Here is an 18,346-nt window from a genome sequence, read left to right as displayed (position 1 = left end):
CGACTCTTGCTCCGATGCTGTAGGTATTGAGGGCGCATTCCCCGGTCTCTTAAGGGCCGCGCTGAGATAGCGTTCATGTTTGCAGTAATTCTCTACAACCCGCGCATCGCTGCCCCAGAGCTTCACCGGTGGACGGAACACCATACTTTGGCTCGATACGATCGTAAGCGGTGCGCCGGCCCCGTGGTTTCGGCTTGATGTGACTTGGGGCATGCCGTTCTGCAACTGAGTTTGCGGGAGGCTGGCCGTGGAGCACCAAAACGAGCACCGGATGGAGGTGCGTGGGTCGAAGGAAGTATCCCGGATCGAGATCCTTGATGGCCCGACCGGGCGGCGGCGATGGCCGGATGATCTCAAGGCGCGGATTGTGGCTGAGAGTTTTCAGCCTGGCGCGCGGGTCTGCGATGTTGCGGCGAAGTATGGGTTGATTGCGCGGCACCTTTCGGGATGGCGTGGTCAGGCGCGCAAAGGGGAACTGGTGGTGCCGGTCGCTACGGCCCCGACCTTCGTGCCGCTGGTGATCGAGCCATTGGCTGATGCGTCGGCCGACACGGGCGTGATCAGGGTCGAGATCTGTGGGGTCGTTCTGCATGTGATGCCGGATTGCAGTCCAGACCGCGCGGCGGCCTTGGCGGCGGCGTTGAGGAAGGTGCTGTGATCTTTCCGGATCAGGCCGTCCGGATCGTGATTGCGACCAAGCCTGTGGACTTCCGCAAGGGACATGACGGGCTGGCGGCCATGGCGCATGCCGCGTTGGGCTTTGCGCCCAAGGCGGGGGTGATGGTTGTCTTCAGGTCCAAACGTGGTGATCGGCTTTCATTCCACATACCAACTGCGTGATTTGCGGATCGAATATCCTTGGCACCCTCTTTACGGGCGGGTTCTACGCGCGCGCGATGGGGGACGCAGGCACGGATCGGACTCTGTGCTGGTCGAGGAACGGCAGGGGTTCTTCCGGACTTTGCCCCCCTGGATGTGCGATGCCGCCTATTGCGCACGCATGGAAAGCGGCCCGCCGGTTGTTGCTCTCGAAGCCTTGCGGTCGCTTGCACAGACACTCGATCTAATGCGTCACGGTCAGCTTGCGTCATCCTGTGGGGGATCGATTCCCGAGGAGGATACGCATGCCCTGCCGACCCCGACCCCTCTCGCAACAAAAGCAAGCGACGCCGAGTCAGCTCTGCCTGGACCTGAACGACAGCCCGAACCGCCCCCCGGCCGCGCCCGCGACACCGGCGATCCTGGAGGCATTGGCAGACCTGCTGCTGATGGCGGCGGGCAAGATTGCGGAGGGCGCAGGTCATGATGCACGCAAAGATCACCGCTGAGCACCTTGCCCGCAGCGCACTCGTCTACGTTCGCCAGTCGACGATGGCTCAGGTGCTCGGGAATCTCGAAAGCCAGAAGCGGCAATACCAGCTGGCCGAAGCCGCCCGCGACACCGGCTTCGCCGAGGTCCGGGTCATCGATGAGGATCTGGGACGCTCCGGCTCTGGTCTGATTGCCCGCCCGGGCTTCCAGCGTCTGGTCGCGGAAGTCTGTGCCGGGACGGTGGGGGCGGTCTATTGCATCGAAGCCTCGCGGCTTTCCCGTAATGGCCGGGACTGGCATCATCTGATTGACCTCTGCGCCTTGACGGGGGCCTTGGTCGTTGACCCGGAGGGGGTCTACGATCCGCGTCAAATGAATGATCGACTGCTGCTGGGGCTGAAGGGCACCATGTCGGAATACGAACTCAGTCTTCTGCGGCAACGTGGGCTGGCGGCCCGCGATGCGAAGGCGAAGCGGGGAGAACTCCGCTTTACCTTGCCGCCTGGGTTCTGCTGGAGCGAGGACGACAGGATTGAGATGGATCCTGATGAGCGGGTCCGGCAGGCCATCCACCTGATCTTCGCCAAGTTCCGCGAGCTTGGCAGCGGTCGCCAGGTGTTCCTGTGGCTGCGCGCGGCCGATGTCCATCTGCCAGTGGTCCTGCGCAACGGTGCCCTGCGCAAGATCGCTTGGCGCAAGCCTGCCTATCACAGCGTGATGCAGGTGCTGCATAATCCGGTCTACGCTGGTGCCTATGCCTTCGGCCGGACCGGTAATCGGATGGCGGTGGTCGAGGGCGAGGCGCGCAAGACCAGCGGCCATCACCGGGCGATCGAGGAGTGGGGCGTGCTGATCAAGAGCAATCACGAAGGATACATCGACTGGCAGGCCTATGAGGAGAACCGCGTCCTGCTGGGGGAGAACGCGCATATGCAAAAGCGAACGGCCCGCAAATCCGGGCGCGGCGGACAGGCGCTGCTGAGCGGCATGGCGCGTTGCGCAAGGTGCGGCCGGATGATGCGGGTCTTTTACAAGACCGGGACCGACCTGTCCCATCGTTACCAATGTCGGGGCGATGACAGCCATGTCGGGGCTGGGCTCTGCATCGGTGCGGGCGGGGGCGGCATCGATGCGGCCGTGACCGGCCAACTGCTCGAAGCGGTCTCCGGCCGCGCCGTGCAGGCTGCCCTATTGGCGGGACAGCAGGCCACCCGGGCACAGGAGGTGGTGCGGCTTGCTGTCGAGAAGGAGCTTGATGAGGCACGATACGCCGCGGAACTGGCCGAGCGGCGATATGAGCATGTCGATCCCGCCAAACGGCATGTTGCGCGCACGCTGGAGGCGCGGTGGAACGCAGCCCTGGAGCGGGTGGCCTCGGTCGAGCAAAAACTTGCCGCTTTGGGCGCAGAACTCATCGCGAGGCCCGGGGTCGATCCTGATGTCCTCTTGCGGCTCGCCACCGACCTGCCCTCGGCATGGAATGCCGCCGGGACCGATGCCCGCGCGCGGCAGCGACTGGTGCGCCTGCTGATCGAGGAAGTGGTGATCGACATCGATCAGGCGGAGAACGCCTTCGTTCTGCTCATTCACTGGATCGGCGGGCGCCACACCGAGGTCAGGCTGGCCCGGCGCCGAACCGGTCGCTTCCCACCGGGGCCAAAGCGCACTGCTGCCGACATCTTGCGCAAACTTGGCGGGCACTGGCCAGACAGGGAACTTGCCGTGACCCTCAACCGGATGCGCTGCCGCACTGAGGATGACGAGACATGGACGACCGTCCGCGTGGCTGAATTGCGCGACAGGCTCGCGATCCCACCCTATGATCCCGAGGCCGAGGAGGAGAAGACCGTGAGCGTCGATGCTGCCGCCAAGCGGCTCGGCGTCTGCGTGGCATCTGTCCACAAACTGATCCGCGCGCAGATCCTCCCCGCGACACAGATCCTGTATTCCGCCCCATGGAAAATACCGCTGGCCGCGCTCGAAACCGAGGCGGTTCGGATAGGCTTGCAGGAAATAGCCGCGCGCAGGCCAAGGCAAGCGCTTGATAAGATTGCAGACAGGTCCATGACCCTACCCGGATTCTGAAGGAGGAGATGCATTATGAAACGTGATCGGGCGACAGGATCAAGGTTCTGTTTTGGGACGGCAGTGGGATCGTGATGATCTACAAGCGACTGGAACAGGGCGGCTTTGCCTGGCCAAAGGTTGGCGACGGGGTCATGCGGCTGTCGCGGGTGCAGTTCGAGGCGCTGTTTGCAGGGCTTGACTGGCGCCGCATCCATGCGCCCAGGCCGACGCATCCCCCCGCGACAGAGTGACTCGGATCGCCTTGTAAATATGGGCAATCCTGGGGGCACGCGGTATAAACAGCCATGCCTGCGCCCGCCGATCTCCCCTTTGATATGGACAGCCTTCCGCCCGCCGTGCGTGAGGCGTTTGCGACCATGCAGGCCAAGGTCACCGGGCTGGAGGCGCAGACCGAACGTCAGGATTACCTGATCGCCGAGCTGCGCCATGCGCTTTACGGCAAGCGGTCCGAGCAGTTGGCACCCGACGAGCGCCAGCTGGCTTTCGAGGATCTGGAAACGGCGGTCGCCGAAGCCGAGGCCGCGCGGGCAGCGCTGGCGGAGCGCAATGCCGATGGCAGGCCCAGGCGTCCGGCAGCCAAACGCAACCTTGGCCATCTGCCAGATCACCTACCGCGCATCGAGCAGGTGATCGAACCCGCGCAGAAGATATGTCCCTGCGGCTGCACCGACATGGTGACGATCGGCGAAGACCGCGCCGAACGTCTCGACATCGTTCCTGCCCGCTTCCAGGTCATCGTCACCATTCGCCCCCGCTATGCCTGTCGTCGTTGCGACGCAGGCATCATACAGGCCGACACGCCCAACTGGCTGATCGAAGGCGGTTTGCCGACCGAGGGCACGCTCGCCCATGTCGCCGTCTCCAAATATGCGGATCACTTGCCGCTTTATCGCCAATGCCAGATCTATGGCCGGGGCGGCGTGGATCTGGACCGGTCAACCCTGGCAAAGTGGTGTGGCGTAGCAGCCTATCATCTGGCCCCGGTCGTTGACCGGATGTTGGTCCACCTCAAGCGATCCGGCCGCCTGTTCATGGACGAGACCCGGGCACCGGTCCTCGATCCCAAGGCGGGCAAAACCAAAACCGGCTACCTTTGGGCGGTGACCCGCGATGATCGCGGCTGGGGTGGAGGCGATCCGCCCGCGGTCGTCTTCACCTATGCGCCCGGGCGCCATGGCCGCCATGCGATGGACATCCTGACAGGCTTCGAGGGCATTCTTCAGGTCGATGGATATACCGGCTATGACGCCTTGGCCGAACCAAAGCGCGTGGGCGGCATGCCCCTGACGCTGGCCTACTGCTGGGCCCATTCCCGGCGCAAACTGCATGACATCTATCAAAAGGACGGCTCCGAGATCGCCGCCGAAGGCCTGCGCCGCATCGCCCAGATCTACAAGATCGAAGCCAGCGTCCGGGGACGCTCACCCGAGGAGCGCCTAGCGGCCCGCCAAGCGCGATCGGCCCCGCTGATTGCCGACTTCCGCCTTTGGCTGACCCACCAGCGCAGCCGGATCTCCGCCAAATCCCGCTTGGGCGAGAAGCTCGGCTATATCCACCGGCACTGGGATGGCCTGCAGATCTTCCTGTCCGATGGCCGCGTCGAGATGGATACAAACCCGGTCGAAAATACCATCAGACCCCTAACCCTCAATCGTAAAAACGCGCTGTTCGCCGGTCATGACGAGGGCGGCCGAACCTGGGCGCGCCTGGCCTCGCTTATTGAGACCTGCAAGCTGAACGCCATCGATCCCTACGCCTACTTGCGCGAAACCCTGACCGCCATCGCCAACGGCCACCCCGCAGCGCGCATCGACGACCTCATGCCCTGGGCCTTCCAAAAGCCGTCAAGCTGAAAGCCTGACGGGGATCACGCACCGCTTACATACGATCCCGAAGCCGCCAGGATGCGGCTTCAGATCGCCCCGAGGCAGCGCGATGCCCATAGGCGGCAGACGGCTTAGGGCTTACGCTCACCGGTTGCGTGGCCGAGCGCACAGGCCAACTCCATGCCAAACGCTGGACTTTTGGCTTGTGAAATTCTGCACAATGCGTCGAATGGCCGTTTCCGGGAACGCTGCGGAGCAGCGTCGGCTAGGATCGAACGGCGGTGACCTGCCCCCCGGTCATCCCTCGTTCATAACGAGAGCCCTTGGGGTTGATAGTGATCGGTTTCGGGTTGGGCAAGCGCGCCGGGCGCGAAGCCCTCAGATTGCTCAAGCGCCCGGCGCGCTTCTGTCGGGGTCTTGTTGCCCAGCGAGGAATGCGGCCTGACGTTGTTGTAGTCGTAGCGCCATAGGGCCAGCTTTCGGCGGGCATCGGCTAGACTGTCGAAGATCTCCTCGTTCAGGCATTCGTCGCGCAGGCTGCCGTTGAAGGACTCGATGTAGCCATTCTGCTGCGGCTTGCCCGGGTCGATGTAGTGCCATTCGACGCCGTTCTCGTTGGCCCACTTCAGGATGGCCTTGCTGGTGAACTCGGTTCCGTTGTCCGAGACGATGCAGCCCGGTTTGCCATAGATCCTTACCAGCGCATCCAGTTCCCGTGCCACTCTGGCCCCTGATATGCTGGTGTCGGCAATCAGGGCCAAGTTCTCGCGGCAGCAATCGTCGTTGACCGCCAGGATACGGAACTTGCGGCAGGCCCCGAAGGTATCGGACAGGAAGTCGAGGGACCACCGCTGGTTCGGGCGCAGCGGCACCGGCATTGGTGCCCGACTGCCGCGTGCCCGTTTGCGGCCACGACGGCGGCGCACCGACAGCCCTTCCTCCCGGTAAATCCGGTAGAGCTTCTTTTCGCTCATAATCATGCCCTTGCGCTCCAGCATGATGCCCACGCGCCGATAACCGACGCTTCTCAGCGATCTTGTGCATCTCCTCACGGATTTCCGGGTTATCGGGTGGCCTGTCGCGCCGCACCGTCTTCGGATCGACACCGATCAGGACGCAGGCCCGGCGCTGAGAGATCGGGTGGCCCCTCAGCGCCCGCAGCACCGCGTCCCGCCGTTTCACCGGTGTCGTCAGGGTTTTCCCAGCAAATCCTTGAGAACCACATTGTCGAGCATAGCATCCGCCAGTAGGCGCTTGAGCTTCGAGTTCTCATCCTCGAGTTGCTTCAGCCGCTTGGCATCGGACAGGTCCATCCCGCCATACTTGGCCTTCAGCTTGTAGAACGTCGCAGGGCTCAGCCCGTGCTTGCGGCACACCTCGGCCGTCGGCAGCCCCGCCTCCTGTTCTTTGATCATCCCGATAATCTGCGCCTCGGTGAAACGGCTTTTTCTCATGTCGTCTGCTCCTTCTCAGGTTGGGCAGACTCTACATCACAGCGAGGGAACTTCCGGGGGGCAGGTCACTTAGCATAGTGCGCCGCCAGCAATCGAAATGAGCCCTAAGTCGGCAATCGGCGCGTGGATGCGCTGAACCGCAGACTGCCTTCGCCAATCGATCAAGTTGGAGCGCAATCTTGCAGGTGATCCGGCGAGGTCATTGCGGCCAGCGCAAGCTGAATAGAGCTGGCAACTCGGGCAAGATCTCCTTGGCTTTCCGTAATCAGCCTGTTAAAAATCGACCCGTGGGCGCCAAGATGGGTTGGAGCTTCGGCAGCGGGTTCGACCCCCGCCGCCCACGCTATTTAGGTTGTCATATGATACACTCTTGGATCGTAACATCTTGGATAGGCCCATCCTTAGAGGAGGGCCTAACAAGAAGTGATCTTTGGACAGTAAGCGAGAATCCTGGGTTTCTTAAGCCTCTTGGGATAACCTCTGACCGCTCCTACCGTCCCTGGCTGGTTCAACCCAAGCTTGAGGTTTGGCAGGAGATATGCCGAAGGGTAAACAAGAGTGGGAAAGGGAGAGCAATAGGTCGAAGCGCGCAGTTGCGTTTCGAGGGTAAAGAATCAAGTTCATTGCGACAATATAATTTTGCCCTTCGATTTTATAGGCCCGGCACGCTTTGTATTGAAGTGTCAATGACTGATTCGATAGGCGAGTCAATTGATGACTTCTTTGCTTCCAGAGATCTTAGCTCGCACAGCTTGGCTTCAATCGCAGTTGACACTCTTATTGGGATCATCACGAGCCACCAGTTGAAGGGCTATCCGACCTCAAATTCTTATGCGGCTAAACCGGCTATGGTATATGCAGCGCCGATCGATGTCAAAGAGTTCGAGGTATGGAAGCTTGAAAATACGAATGCGCTTGCTGGGCTATTGATCAATAATCGGCATTTTGAAAGTGCAGATGAGAGTCTAGCTCAAAAAATATTTGATCGGAATCAGGACCTAGATATCAAGTATGCAAAGTCGGCTTTCTCGATGGCGAGCAAACAGGGTGTTCTAACTGTCTACCCACAGACCGGCACTGACTTGGCCGAGGACATTAATCGAGAGCACAGAAGACGATTTAGGTTCTTGGAGTACGCTCTCGTCTTGCAAAAATTTTCGGAGAACTATCAGGAAATACATCAGTCCGATCAATGTCGGGCTGCGTTCTTGCTTTATCTGAGCTCGCCATTTTTGCGTGAGGATGCGAATCTTCCTAGGACAGTTACGGGAAGTAATACTTGGAAGCTTCTTGCTAGGGAGTTTGCACTTCAGCGTTCCCTTGAGGCGATTGAGAAGGTGCATCTAGAGCAAAGTCAAGCGCAAGAGAAATATTACGTTCAGCTTTCCCCTGAAGTATACGGCAGCTTAAATTATATGGCGGAAGTTCGCCGCGTTACGCGCCCATATAGGAGTTGGTTGCGCAAAGACTTCTCTGACAAGAAGATCATTCTCGGCATTCTGGGATTAATCGCTGCCGCAATCGGAGCCGCGGCAAAGTTTCTCTAGATTCTCGATCTAAAACGGCTAGTTACATTGCCAATATCCCCACCATTTCCATATCGCGGCAATGATTGGTATTTTAGAGGTCTGGATTACTTTTAACGAGGCGCGCTTCAGGTCTTTATTACAATCGTAACATCCTATTTTCTGTTTGCCCCAAGGGCAGGATAGAACGCTTCCGTAGGAAGTAGCTTTGGGCCTCTGGCAATGCCGCAAGCCTGACTTTCTACTCCCAATCTAGGCTGACACGAAATGGACTTGTAAGCGTGGTGGCCATGATGACGATCGAGAGCGTCACCTGCGATATAGTCCGTACTGTATCAGTGACGCGTAAACGAACAGAGAGGCGGCTTTTGAGAGGGCGCACAAAGGGCCCTGTCCTCTTTTCGTGTGGCAGCATTGGGCCGGGCACGACGCTGGCACGGTCCGCGAGAGCCGCGAGGTCGATGCTGCGACGCAGCTAGACGCGAGGAGCCCGTTCTAACCGATGCTACGAAGCGACCCTATGGCTGCTATTGATTTATTTCGTCGCTAAAGTATGAATCTGAAAAACTGAATGTCGTTCTTATGTAATGCCGCGCCAGAGCCCGCACAATCTCAGCAGCGACAGATAACCTACGCGTTTCGGAAGACATGTCTGCATCGGACGTGAATTTCATGGAGGCGTGTGCAGCTGCGACGCGACAATTCTCATACACATACTTTTCAACTGACTTTTCTTGTCTGTCTTCTTTGAAACGCTTCAAAAACTCCGGCGGGACATTCTTGCAAGCCGCGTCGAATTCCTCCGCTATCCAACGCCTGACTTGGGGGCCTTCGCGCCTCATCTCGAAGACTTTGAAGAAGCTCAGCACTTCCTGCGATACAATTTCGGCCTCAGCAGCATTCAATCCTTCTCGATAGTAGGAAAGGCAGTTTAGCAATTGTTTATCATCTGGCAGTGAGCGATAGAACATCCAAGTCATCATTGTCGAGAATACCATGTCACGCCTTGGCACGGGCACGGGCACGGGGTTTCCCGACCACCCCTGCCGCAGGATGGCGTGACGATCATCACACCAAGAAAGAACACTCAAAAACCGGTTGAGAAGAGTCCTGGCGTCTTCTGCGCTAATGCGCTCGCCCTGTAGGTCTATGCTGATCGAATGCGAAGTTTCCTTGGTTTTTGGGAAAAGCACGAAATTATGGCCGCCGAACTCAACTCGCGTTGGTTTCTTTGGCCAAGTGACGGTGGTATCCACGCCAAGGTTCAAAACAATGACCCTTTGCGCGCACCAAGGCGCTCATGGAAGGCGTTGCGCTCTTCCTCTGTTTCATATTCACGCCAATCCGTTTCCAATGGCCGATCCAAATGACGCGAAAGGTCGACGTCGCGCTTTAATTGGCGAAAAAACTCTCGGTTGAGGACGAGTTGACGGGTGTTGGTTGACAAGGGTCGGTCATGATCGAATTCTTTTTCCGCTCCTACCGCTGCCAGAGACAAAGCGTATTTCGAAACGTAGGAGATAGTCCTCCGTTGGCCGTCTTCCTCGAAAATCAGCTTTGCCTGATACTCATCGTTTCCAGGAATTCGAGCTATAGAAAGCGTGAGCGACATGAGGGAATTGCAGTCGTCGTCATTGGCGAAAAGTGCCGCCATCGCCGCGCGGAGAGAAGCCGCGCCCTTAAATGATGCGGATTCCCCACCAACGGCCCGCAAATCACCCATTATCAAGGCGACGTGCCCTGCCAATTCGCTCCCCGTGGGCACGTAGCCCAAAATCGCGCTTGCAATCTCGTCGTTGAAAAGACGTTGTGCTGCCCTGTTTCTCCCACGCGGGAGCTGTCCACATCCGCGCAAGCTCTCAAATCGCTTGAGCGTTTCGTCGTATGATAGCTGTTCAGAAAGCTCACGATGAAGAAGAAGCGATAGATTTTTTGCATACATGGTAACTGCCTCGACTGCCGCGCAACCGTCATCAAATCAACAACCAGACCTTGGCTACAAGATCGCCGGCGGTCGCTCCGTCAGCACTGCCGACCTTGGGCTGCCAAGCCATGTTGCACGATGCGATGGATGACCGTTTTGGGGAAGCTGCATCGCAGCGATAGCCGATCCGGTGAAAGGCTGCTTTGGGGAACGCAGCCGCGCACCATCCACGTGGGGCAACCGGCGGCTCAGGGCCGAGCCTGTGTGAAAACTCACCCATTGCCCGCATAATCCAGAACAATGTTCTAATGACGCAGATAGGGCAGGCTGATGGTCTCCGTTACTATCAAGATGCGCCTGCTATCCGGAAAATTGTTCTTGTCGCCTGAGCTGATTTTGAGTTTTCACACAGCCTCGGCCGCGCTAGCCTGACGTGGGCGGGGAACGACTGAGGCCGCCGAACCCGCCCGTTGCTGTGGCGCAGCATGCTGCTCGAGCCCATTCCTGCCGTTGGCTTCGGCTTGCAAAGCTGCCGAGCGACCACTACCTCCTCGATATCTTGCCACCGGAGATGCCATAGACATGGACCTGAACCTCGCCGCCTTCACCCCTTCGGTTTCGTTGCGAGAAATTCTGCCCCATGCCTGCATCCATTACCCTGTCCAGTCTGTACTGGTCCACGCCTGACGGCACGCCGCTTTTCACCGAGCTCAACCTGTCCTTCGGCCCTGAACGGACCGGCATTGTCGGGCGCAATGGCTCCGGCAAGAGCACGCTTATTCGCCTGCTTCGCGGTGATCTGCATCCTGCGTCGGGTCAGGTAAAGGTTTCCGGCAGCATTGCCATGATGCGACAGGATGTGATCGCGCATCCTGACGACACCATCGCCGACCTTTTCGGTGTCCGGGCTGCGGTCGATGTGCTGGGCCGGGCCGAGGCAGGGCTGGCGCAAGTCGATGAACTGGCCGATGCCGACTGGACCTTGCCCGCCCGGATAGAGGCCGCGCTTTTACGTTGCGGCCTGTCCGGCGCGCCGAATACGCCGCTGGCGACACTCTCTGGCGGACAGCGCAGTCGTGCCGCCCTAGCCGCGTTGGTCCTGGCGGAACCTGATTTCCTGCTTTTGGACGAACCGACGAACAATCTCGATCGAGAGGGGCGCAGGGCGGTGATCGATCTCCTTCGGGGTTGGTCAGGCGGGGCAATCGTCGTCAGCCATGATCGCGAACTTCTAGAAGAAATGGATGCCATCGTCGAACTGACGTCGCTCGGGGCGGTCCGTTATGGCGGGAACTACAGCGCCTTCCGCCAGCGCAAGGATGTAGAACTGGAGGCCGCGGCCCACGATCTCGCCCACGCCGAAAAAGCCGTTTCAGATAGTGCGCGCCGCGCGCAGCAGGCAAGCGAGCGCAAGGCACGCAAGGACAGTGCCGGGCATCGGGCGCGGGCGAAGGGTGATCAGCCGAAGATACTGATGGACTTCGCCAAAGGTCGGGCGGAAGCCTCGGGCGGGGCGGGGGTGCGTTTGCGGGAGGCCCGGCGCGAGGCGGCAGACGAGGCACTATCCGCTGCACGCGAGAAGATAGAAGTCCTGCAGCCGCTTCGTATGGACATTCCCCCAACCGACCTCGCCCCAGGCAGGACGGTGCTGCGGCTGGATTGGGTGACGGGCGGATATGATCCCGCCCACCCCGTCATCCGCGATCTGTCGCTGACAGTCACCGGACCCGAACGTGTCGTCATTGCCGGGTCGAACGGCAGCGGCAAGTCCACGCTTCTGAAGATCATCACCGGGCAGATTGTGCCACAATCCGGACGGGTGGAGTTGAAGGTGCCGTTCGCGCTTCTGGACCAACATGTCGGATTGCTCGACCCCGCTCGCAGCCTTCGCGATAACTTCCTGCACCTGAATCCCGTGGCAGATATACACGCGGCCCATGCCGCACTGGCCCGGTTCGGGTTCCGCGCGGCGGATGCCTTGCGCTATGCGGGTGAATTGAGCGGCGGCGAGCGCCTGCGCGCCGGTCTGGCCTGCGCCCTCGGGTCCATGCCGCTGCCGTTGTTGCTGATTCTGGATGAGCCGACCAATCACCTCGATCTGGACGGGATAGCCGCACTGGAAGCCGCGCTGGCTGCTTATGATGGTGCGGTGATCGTGATCAGCCACGACACGGCATTCCTTGAAACTCTCGCGCCGGACAGAATCGTTCATCTTGCGGAATGACGACTTCGTCCCGCATCGATGCAATGATTGGGATGATTTTGCTGCATTTTGTCTGAACGGCCGCTTCGGAGAATGCCGCAGCGCAGCATCGGCGAGGCTCGACCGGCGGCTAAGGGCCGACCATGACTGCAAGGATGTCCACCTGGAGAGGCCGCAGAACTTTTCGGCTGCTGTGCGGCTGTATATTACCCGCCGACCAGGACACACCCGACCCTTCGACGGGCGTCGCAGCAAATCCTGAGAGGACCAGAAGCTACTGCCTATCAGCCCTTTGTCTCCTCTATTCTCGGCAGGAACCAGGCCAGCAATCCTGCCAAGGGCAGGAACGAGCAGATATGATAGACCGTTTCCACCCCGTAGCTTTCGGCCAGCACACCAAGCAGCGCCGCCGCGATGCCGCCAAGCCCGAAGTTCAGCCCGTAGAACAATCCGCCAATCAGGCCGATGCGGTTTGGCAGAATCTCCATCGCATAGATCAGGATCGAGGCGAAGGCGCTGGCCATAATCAGGTTAATCATGACCGTCAGCACTCCGGTCCAGAAGAGGTCCACATAAGGCAGTATGAGCGTCAGCGGCAAAGGCCCGAGAACGGAGATACAGATGATCCGATAGCGGCCAATCCGGTCACCCACGATACCCCCGATCAGCGCCCCGACCGCCGATGCCAGCAAGAAGATGAACAACATCATCTGAGCCGAAGGGATCGACAGGCCGAACCGCTCCATCAGGTAAAAGGTGTAGAACGACCGGAAGCTCTCGCCATATACGTTCTTGGTAAACATCAGGAAAGTCAGCACGAACAGGCCAAGCGCGATGGTACTGGGTGACAGCAGTGGCCCGGTGGTGCCGGTTTTCGCGGCTTTGCGTGCGCTCACGAATTCCGCGCTGATCTGCCGCTGTTTGCTGCCAATCCATATCAAAAGCGCTATGGAGAGAAGCGCGGCCACCGCGAACCATGACAGGCTGTTCTGACCAAAAGGCACGATGATCACGGCGGCAAAAACCGGGCCGAGCGCGCCTCCGGCCTGACCGCCTACCTGGAAGATCCCCTGTGCCAGCCCCTGCCGACCACCGGCGGCATAGCGGGCCATGCGCGTTGCCTCGGGGTGGAAGATCGAAGAGCCGATCCCGATCAGCGCGACCGAGACCAGAATAGTCGCGTAGCTCTGGGCGAAGGCCAGGCTGACCAGGCCCGAGAGGGTGAACATCATCCCCACCACCGGCGAATAGGGCGCAGGGTGCCGGTCCGTCACCATGCCGATCACCGGTTGCAGCAGCGATCCCGCGATCTGGAAAGTCATGGTGATCATGCCAATTTGCACGAAATCCAGCTGATAGGCCTCTTTCAGGATCGGATAAGCTGCCGGGATCAGCGATTGCATCAGATCATTCAGCAGATGGGTGGTGCCAAGCATGACCAAAACCGCGAGATAGGTTCTGGTCGGGGTTCCTGTCGGGGATGCAACTGTCATGGTGTCTTTGATGTTGTGAGGATTGAAGCAATCAGGGCCAGATCATACCGCTGTCGATCAACAGGGAAGTTGCCAGCAGAATGACCACAACCGCAAGGGCGAAAGGCAGCATAGTCCGCCAGGTTTCACGCTCACGCCCAGGGGCTCCGGCCAGGCTGCAGACAATCAACATGCGCAGCGGCCCCACCATATTCAGCGACAGGGCTGCTGCATGCTGCAACGCAACAACGGCGGCGACACGGAAGCCCGCCTCGGTGCCCAGGCTGCCATCTCGTAGCGGTCGTTAGATATGTGTCGCAGTCATGGCTCGATCTCCCGAAAGTGAAGTTAAAAGGGGCTCATGCCCCCTTCTCGAACTTCAGGACCGGGATGCCGAGCTTTTTGGCCTTGTCGGCAAGGTTTTCCTGGATACCATTGCCCGGGAAGACGAGGACACCCACGGGCAGCACGTCCAGCATGGCGTCGTTGCGCTTGAAGGGTGCTGCCTTGGCATGCTTGGTCCAGTCGGGCTTGAAGGCGACCTGCGTGACCTTGCGGGCATCAGCCCATTTGGCGGCGATGAGTTCGGCCCCCTTGGTGCTGCCACCGTGCAGAAGGACCATGTCGGGATACTTGGTCTGGACCAGATCAAGCTTGGCCCAGATCAGTCGGTGATCGTTGAAGTCGGTCCCGCCGGTGAGGGCAACCTTGGGTCCTGCGGGCAGAAGCACTTCGTTTTCGGCGCGGCGCTTGGCGGAGAGGAAATCGCGGCTGTCGATCAGGGCCGCCGTCAGGTGGCGGTGGTTCACCATCGAGCCAGAGCGGGGCCGCCAGGTGGAGCCCGTGTGCAGCTCAAACGCCTCGGCGCTGCGGTCGCGGAAGGCTTCCAGGCAATGCCGCCGTTCGACAAGGCTGGTGCCTTCGGCCGTCAGGCGCTCAAGCTCCGTCGATTTCACCTCGGAGCCGTCCTGTTCGCGCTGAAGGCGGTGTTGCGCCACTTCGTTGTCATCGAGTAGGCGCTCGGTCCGGGCGGCGGCGCGGTGGAAAAGGTTGACCTGGCCCCAGAGCAATTCTTCAAGGTCGGGTTCCATACGGGTGTCGCCAAGTGTTGCGACGAGGGCATCGAAGATATCGCTGACCGCGTCGTTGAGGCACTCCGGTTCCGGCATTGGGCGCAGATCGACCTCGTCCTGGAAGGCACGGGTGCCGTAGAGCTGAAGCTCCTGAAGCGCCCAGGCAGTCTGGGAAAGGGCGGGGCTGCGGTCGAAACCTTCGCTCTGGAATTGGGTCGTCATGGTCTTTTGCCTCCGGCTGCTCGGGCCCGCGCGACATCCCGCGCGGCCTTCATGGGCTGCGGAAGCTGTCACTGGGGACGCCCCTTCACCCCCTCTTTGGGGCCGGAACGCATGTGGAGGAGGACGGGGGGCGGCTGATTTGCCTCGCGATGCAAAGCGCACGCCAGCGTGCGCGGCGGAAATCAGTTGCCCCCGTCCTTGAAGGGGCGGCCCCTTTGACGGCCGCCTGCCCATCTCTTGAAGGACGTGCGGGTGTCGGGTGGGTTTGACAGCCGGGAACAGGAGAGAGACGCGACCCAGTTCCTCAAGCGATGCTTGACCCCTGCCCCGTTCCCTGACTGCTTTTGCGCTTTTAGAGTTCAGATCGTCAGCCGATGCTGATCCTTGAGGTCGATCTGCTTTGCCAGATGCTGGCGCAGCGCCTCAGCGCCGTGGGCACGCAGATCATCGTTGAAATCCCCGAGACGTGGCTCCAGCACCCGCACCACAATCCCGGCCTCAGTTGCTCTGGCGGTCAATCTTTCCGCCGCGCGCTGCCCCGCCGGATCGCGGTCGATGGCAATGTAGAGGCGCTGCAATCCATCCGGCAACAGGACTGCTCCGAGGTGACCCGACGAGAGCGCCGACCAGACGGGCAAAGAAGGTGCCGCCTCGCGTACAGAAAGCATGGTCTCGATGCCTTCCCCTAGCACGAGGGTTTGATCTGCAGGAGCGATCCTGACGGCATTGCCAAGAAGGTGACCCATAGCCCGGCGCGGTGTGTCGACAGCCGCCTTGTCCTGTCCGTCAGGTGCCAACCAAGTGCGATGCACGCCCTGCAAGGCCCCTGCCCCATCCGTGACCGCAGCGATCAGTGCTGGTCTGGGCACAGGCTTGGTCTGACCCTCATCCCGATGCCAGCACTTTGGGTGGAAGCGCAGGGCCGCGCTCGGCACCGTTTGGGTGATGCCCCGGGAACGTAGGTAGGTTTCTGCCAGTGAACTCGCCAAAGGCAGCGAGGCCGCAAACAAACGCGATGCCGCTGCGGGTGTACCCGAGGGGGATTTTCGGCTGCGTGGGGAATTGGCATCCGGGAGAACCGGGTGCGGACGGCCAAGATGCACCCGGGCCTCGGCCAAAAGATCGGGAAAGCGTGTGATGCCCGTGCGTTCGCGAATGATGTCGAGAAGATCGCCGTGTTCGCCCGTCGCGCTGTCCGTCCATTTCCCAGAAGCGCCCGCCCCTGATGTCGGTCCGGTTAGCCGGACAAACAGTGATCTCCCTGGATTGTTCTGCAGATCGCCGACCATCCAGTAAGAGCCTTCCCGCCTCCCGGCGGGGAGATAGTGGCGGCAGACGCTTTCGGCATTTTGCGAAAGGTCTCGCAACAGATCTTCTGTTTCCAATGACATGGCGCACACGATTAACAACCTTTGCGTGCATCTAGGCCCTGGATGGGAAAACGTGCAAGCAGCTGATCGAGCACTTTCACACCGCCGGGATCCGTCGGACAGAAAAGGCGCAGCTTCCAGGCGATGATTTCTGAGAAGAAGCCATCGGCCTTGAGCCGGTCCTTGGCGGCCTCAGAGAAGCCGGACAGCTCGATCCGGTTGATGCCCATGACGCGGGAGCGGTGCAACTCCATCCCTTCGGCCAAGCGCACCACGGTCTTGCCCTCGAGAACGAGGGCATGGATCTGCGCCGCTGAGAGCCGCGGCGCGTCACCCGCCAGCGTGGTCGCGACCCAAGCGGGCGAAACCCTACGGCCGATGATGCGTTGGCCATTGTCGGTCTGGAGGCGGTAAACACGGGTTTCGTCCTGCGGGAGCTGCTTCCAGATCGGCAGCAAGAGGCCCGCCACGATGTGGAGCGTGGCTTCCGAGAACTCCGGCACTTCAGCCAGTTCCGAAGTCCAGGCGGCGGCAAAGGCCGTGCGATCAGCTTCCAACCAATGGGTGTCCTCCATCATCTTGACCGGGAACGTGTGGTTTTCCGTTGGCCGGATCAGCCGAAGGCGCGGCTCAATGGTGCCGTCGTCCAGCATCAGGCTAGTCGCGGGCACCTGCACTGCCGCACGCCCCGAGCGGCTGTTGACCAATAAACGCGCCTTCGGGTCATCCAGCCAGTCCAGCGTATCGGCCAAGGAGATTGGGGCATTGCGGATCTTCTGCGCGATGGTCAGAAGCTGGGTTTCGGCACCAGAGCCGGGATGGGTGTAGATCACCCGAGCATCCGAGACGCGGAAGCTCTCGGCGCGCAGGGTTTCCAGCCCGAGGTCATATATCCCGGCGGCGATAGCACCTTCGATGCGCTGCGCCAAAAGCTCCTCGAAGGCAGTAAACAGGATGCCCTGCATCGCAATCGTCAGCGCCAGCAGGCGATTGAGGAAAGTCGTGATCGGGGGCAGATCGTCCTTCAGACCGTTGTCATCTGTGAGGCTGAGTCCGGTCGCATCCTCGAAAGCCAAGAGCGAGCAACCCGGCACGTCACCGCGATAGAGTTTGCGGTAAAGCTGACGCAAAGCATCGCGGGCATAGGGGGACTCGAGGTTGTCCTCGGGTCGGAACAGCCCCTGCCCGCCGGTCTGGCGCTGGCCGCGCGTGATGGCGCCAAGCGTGTCGAGGCGGCGCGCGATGGTCGACAGGAACCGCTTCTCCGCCTTCACATCGGTGGCCACGGGCCGGAACAGCGGCGGTTGCGCCTGGTTGGTGCGATTGGTGCGCCCGAGACCCTGGATGGCTGCGTCAGCCTTCCAGCCGGGTTCCAGGAGATAGTGGACGCGCAAGCGCTGGTTTTTCGCACCAAGATCGGCGTGATAGCTGCGCCCGGTGCCGCCGGCATCCGAGAAAATCAGGATGCGTTTCTGGTCATCCATGAAGGCCGCGGTTTCCGCAAGGTTGGCGGAAACCGCCCGGCTTTCCACGACGAGGCGCGCCGAAGGACCCTCTCCCTTCCTGACGATCCTGCGCGAGCGGCCCGTGACCTCGGCCGCGAGATCGGTGCCGAAGCGCTGAACGATCTGGTCGAGTGCCCCCGGCACAGGCGGCAAAGAGGCCAGCTTCTCGATCAGCGCGTCGCGGCGGCGGGCAGCCTCCCGACACTCGACCGGCTGGCCATCCCGCACCACAGGCCGGGACGACAGATTGCCTTCGCTGTCGGTGAAGGGCTCGTAGAGCTGCACCGGGAAGGAATGGGCGAGGTAATCCAGGACGTAATATGCCGCATCCGCGTTATGCAGAGCGCGGCGCTTCAACTCGTTGATCTGCTG

The 18,346-nt window shown here is 60.6% G+C and carries 13 protein-coding genes and 2 pseudogenes; 8 read left to right on the top strand and 7 right to left on the bottom strand.

Annotation, left to right across the window (positions count from 1 at the left end; translation table 11 throughout):
- Window positions 1-247: 247 nt before the first annotated feature.
- The 6 genes from KM031_RS20670 to tnpC all read left to right on the top strand — a co-directional run bounded on the left by KM031_RS20670 (window position 248) and on the right by tnpC (window position 5,252).
- A complete protein-coding gene (locus KM031_RS20670; protein WP_260692076.1) occupies window positions 248-658 on the top strand; it encodes a transposase in 411 nt (136 codons plus the stop codon).
- The gene (tnpB, locus tag KM031_RS20665; protein ID WP_215507579.1) at window positions 655-840 is read left to right on the top strand and encodes an IS66 family insertion sequence element accessory protein TnpB; all 186 of its coding nucleotides are present in this window, start codon (window positions 655-657) and stop codon (window positions 838-840) included. The genes KM031_RS20670 and tnpB (KM031_RS20665) overlap by 4 nt, the downstream gene beginning before the upstream one ends.
- A 284-nt stretch (window positions 841-1,124) precedes the next feature.
- The gene (locus KM031_RS20660; RefSeq protein ID WP_035714909.1) at window positions 1,125-1,328 is read left to right on the top strand and encodes a hypothetical protein; all 204 of its coding nucleotides are present in this window, start codon (window positions 1,125-1,127) and stop codon (window positions 1,326-1,328) included.
- Window positions 1,306-3,396: a recombinase family protein gene (locus tag KM031_RS20655; RefSeq protein WP_035714956.1), complete on the top strand. Its 2,091-nt coding sequence runs from the start codon at window positions 1,306-1,308 to the stop codon at window positions 3,394-3,396. Before KM031_RS20660 ends, KM031_RS20655 begins: the two co-directional genes overlap by 23 nt.
- A 38-nt stretch (window positions 3,397-3,434) precedes the next feature.
- Entirely contained in the window at window positions 3,435-3,629 is a 195-nt protein-coding gene (gene tnpB / locus KM031_RS20650; protein WP_260692135.1) for an IS66 family insertion sequence element accessory protein TnpB, read from the top strand.
- 54 nt (window positions 3,630-3,683) lie between these two features.
- Window positions 3,684-5,252: an IS66 family transposase gene (gene tnpC, locus KM031_RS20645; RefSeq protein ID WP_215502983.1), complete on the top strand. Its 1,569-nt coding sequence runs from the start codon at window positions 3,684-3,686 to the stop codon at window positions 5,250-5,252.
- 284 nt (window positions 5,253-5,536) lie between these two features.
- On the opposite strand, the pseudogene KM031_RS22725 reads toward tnpC, so the two are convergent.
- Window positions 5,537-6,679 (bottom strand): annotated as a pseudogene (locus KM031_RS22725) (transposase); the annotation flags it as partial.
- Between the two features lie 686 nt (window positions 6,680-7,365).
- Here KM031_RS22725 and KM031_RS20630 point away from each other — a divergent pair.
- Window positions 7,366-8,226 carry a hypothetical protein gene (locus tag KM031_RS20630; RefSeq protein WP_215507958.1) on the top strand — a complete coding sequence of 287 codons (861 nt, stop codon included), beginning with the start codon at window positions 7,366-7,368 and terminating at the stop codon, window positions 8,224-8,226.
- A gap of 506 nt (window positions 8,227-8,732) precedes the next feature.
- Here KM031_RS20630 and mauJ read toward each other — a convergent pair.
- Window positions 8,733-9,461 carry a methylamine utilization protein MauJ gene (mauJ, locus tag KM031_RS20625; RefSeq protein WP_215507957.1) on the bottom strand — a complete coding sequence of 243 codons (729 nt, stop codon included), beginning with the start codon at window positions 9,459-9,461 and terminating at the stop codon, window positions 8,733-8,735.
- Window positions 9,462-9,469: 8 nt separating this feature from the next.
- Window positions 9,470-10,147 carry a hypothetical protein gene (locus tag KM031_RS20620; RefSeq protein ID WP_215507956.1) on the bottom strand — a complete coding sequence of 226 codons (678 nt, stop codon included), beginning with the start codon at window positions 10,145-10,147 and terminating at the stop codon, window positions 9,470-9,472.
- Between the two features lie 622 nt (window positions 10,148-10,769).
- Here KM031_RS20620 and KM031_RS20615 point away from each other — a divergent pair.
- A complete protein-coding gene (locus KM031_RS20615) occupies window positions 10,770-12,353 on the top strand; it encodes an ABC-F family ATP-binding cassette domain-containing protein (RefSeq protein WP_215507955.1) in 1,584 nt (527 codons plus the stop codon).
- Between the two features lie 263 nt (window positions 12,354-12,616).
- On the opposite strand, the gene KM031_RS20610 is transcribed toward KM031_RS20615, so the two are convergent.
- From KM031_RS20610 to KM031_RS20595, 4 genes and pseudogenes are all read right to left on the bottom strand, one after another.
- Entirely contained in the window at window positions 12,617-13,825 is a 1,209-nt protein-coding gene (locus tag KM031_RS20610) for an MFS transporter (protein ID WP_215507954.1), read from the bottom strand.
- A gap of 338 nt (window positions 13,826-14,163) precedes the next feature.
- Window positions 14,164-15,099 carry a DUF2493 domain-containing protein gene (locus KM031_RS20605; RefSeq protein WP_215507953.1) on the bottom strand — a complete coding sequence of 312 codons (936 nt, stop codon included), beginning with the start codon at window positions 15,097-15,099 and terminating at the stop codon, window positions 14,164-14,166.
- A gap of 359 nt (window positions 15,100-15,458) precedes the next feature.
- Window positions 15,459-16,490: a DUF7146 domain-containing protein gene (locus tag KM031_RS20600; protein WP_215507952.1), complete on the bottom strand. Its 1,032-nt coding sequence runs from the start codon at window positions 16,488-16,490 to the stop codon at window positions 15,459-15,461.
- An 11-nt stretch (window positions 16,491-16,501) separates the two neighbouring features.
- Window positions 16,502-18,295: pseudogene (locus KM031_RS20595) on the bottom strand (strawberry notch C-terminal domain-containing protein); the annotation flags it as partial.
- Between the last annotated feature and the right edge of the window lie 51 nt (window positions 18,296-18,346).

The organism is Gemmobacter fulvus (assembly GCF_018798885.1).
In the GTDB taxonomy this organism is placed as follows: domain Bacteria; phylum Pseudomonadota; class Alphaproteobacteria; order Rhodobacterales; family Rhodobacteraceae; genus Gemmobacter; species Gemmobacter fulvus.
Note: the sequence above shows the minus strand (reverse complement) of the source record. Positions and strands in the feature narration are given on the sequence as shown.

Bases quoted from the DNA above. Each gene is read 5' to 3' on its own strand.
- KM031_RS20660 (WP_035714909.1), top strand. From the start codon at position 1,125: ATGCCCTGCCGACCCCGACCCCTCTCGCAACAAAAGCAAGCGACGCCG.
- KM031_RS20605 (WP_215507953.1), bottom strand. From the start codon at position 15,099: ATGACGACCCAATTCCAGAGCGAAGGTTTCGACCGCAGCCCCGCCCTT.
- tnpC (WP_215502983.1), top strand. From the start codon at position 3,684: ATGCCTGCGCCCGCCGATCTCCCCTTTGATATGGACAGCCTTCCGCCC.
- KM031_RS20615 (WP_215507955.1), top strand. From the start codon at position 10,770: ATGCCTGCATCCATTACCCTGTCCAGTCTGTACTGGTCCACGCCTGAC.
- KM031_RS20610 (WP_215507954.1), bottom strand. From the start codon at position 13,825: ATGACAGTTGCATCCCCGACAGGAACCCCGACCAGAACCTATCTCGCG.
- KM031_RS20655 (WP_035714956.1), top strand. From the start codon at position 1,306: ATGCACGCAAAGATCACCGCTGAGCACCTTGCCCGCAGCGCACTCGTC.
- KM031_RS20620 (WP_215507956.1), bottom strand. From the start codon at position 10,147: ATGTATGCAAAAAATCTATCGCTTCTTCTTCATCGTGAGCTTTCTGAA.
- KM031_RS20600 (WP_215507952.1), bottom strand. From the start codon at position 16,490: ATGTCATTGGAAACAGAAGATCTGTTGCGAGACCTTTCGCAAAATGCC.
- KM031_RS20630 (WP_215507958.1), top strand. From the start codon at position 7,366: ATGACTGATTCGATAGGCGAGTCAATTGATGACTTCTTTGCTTCCAGA.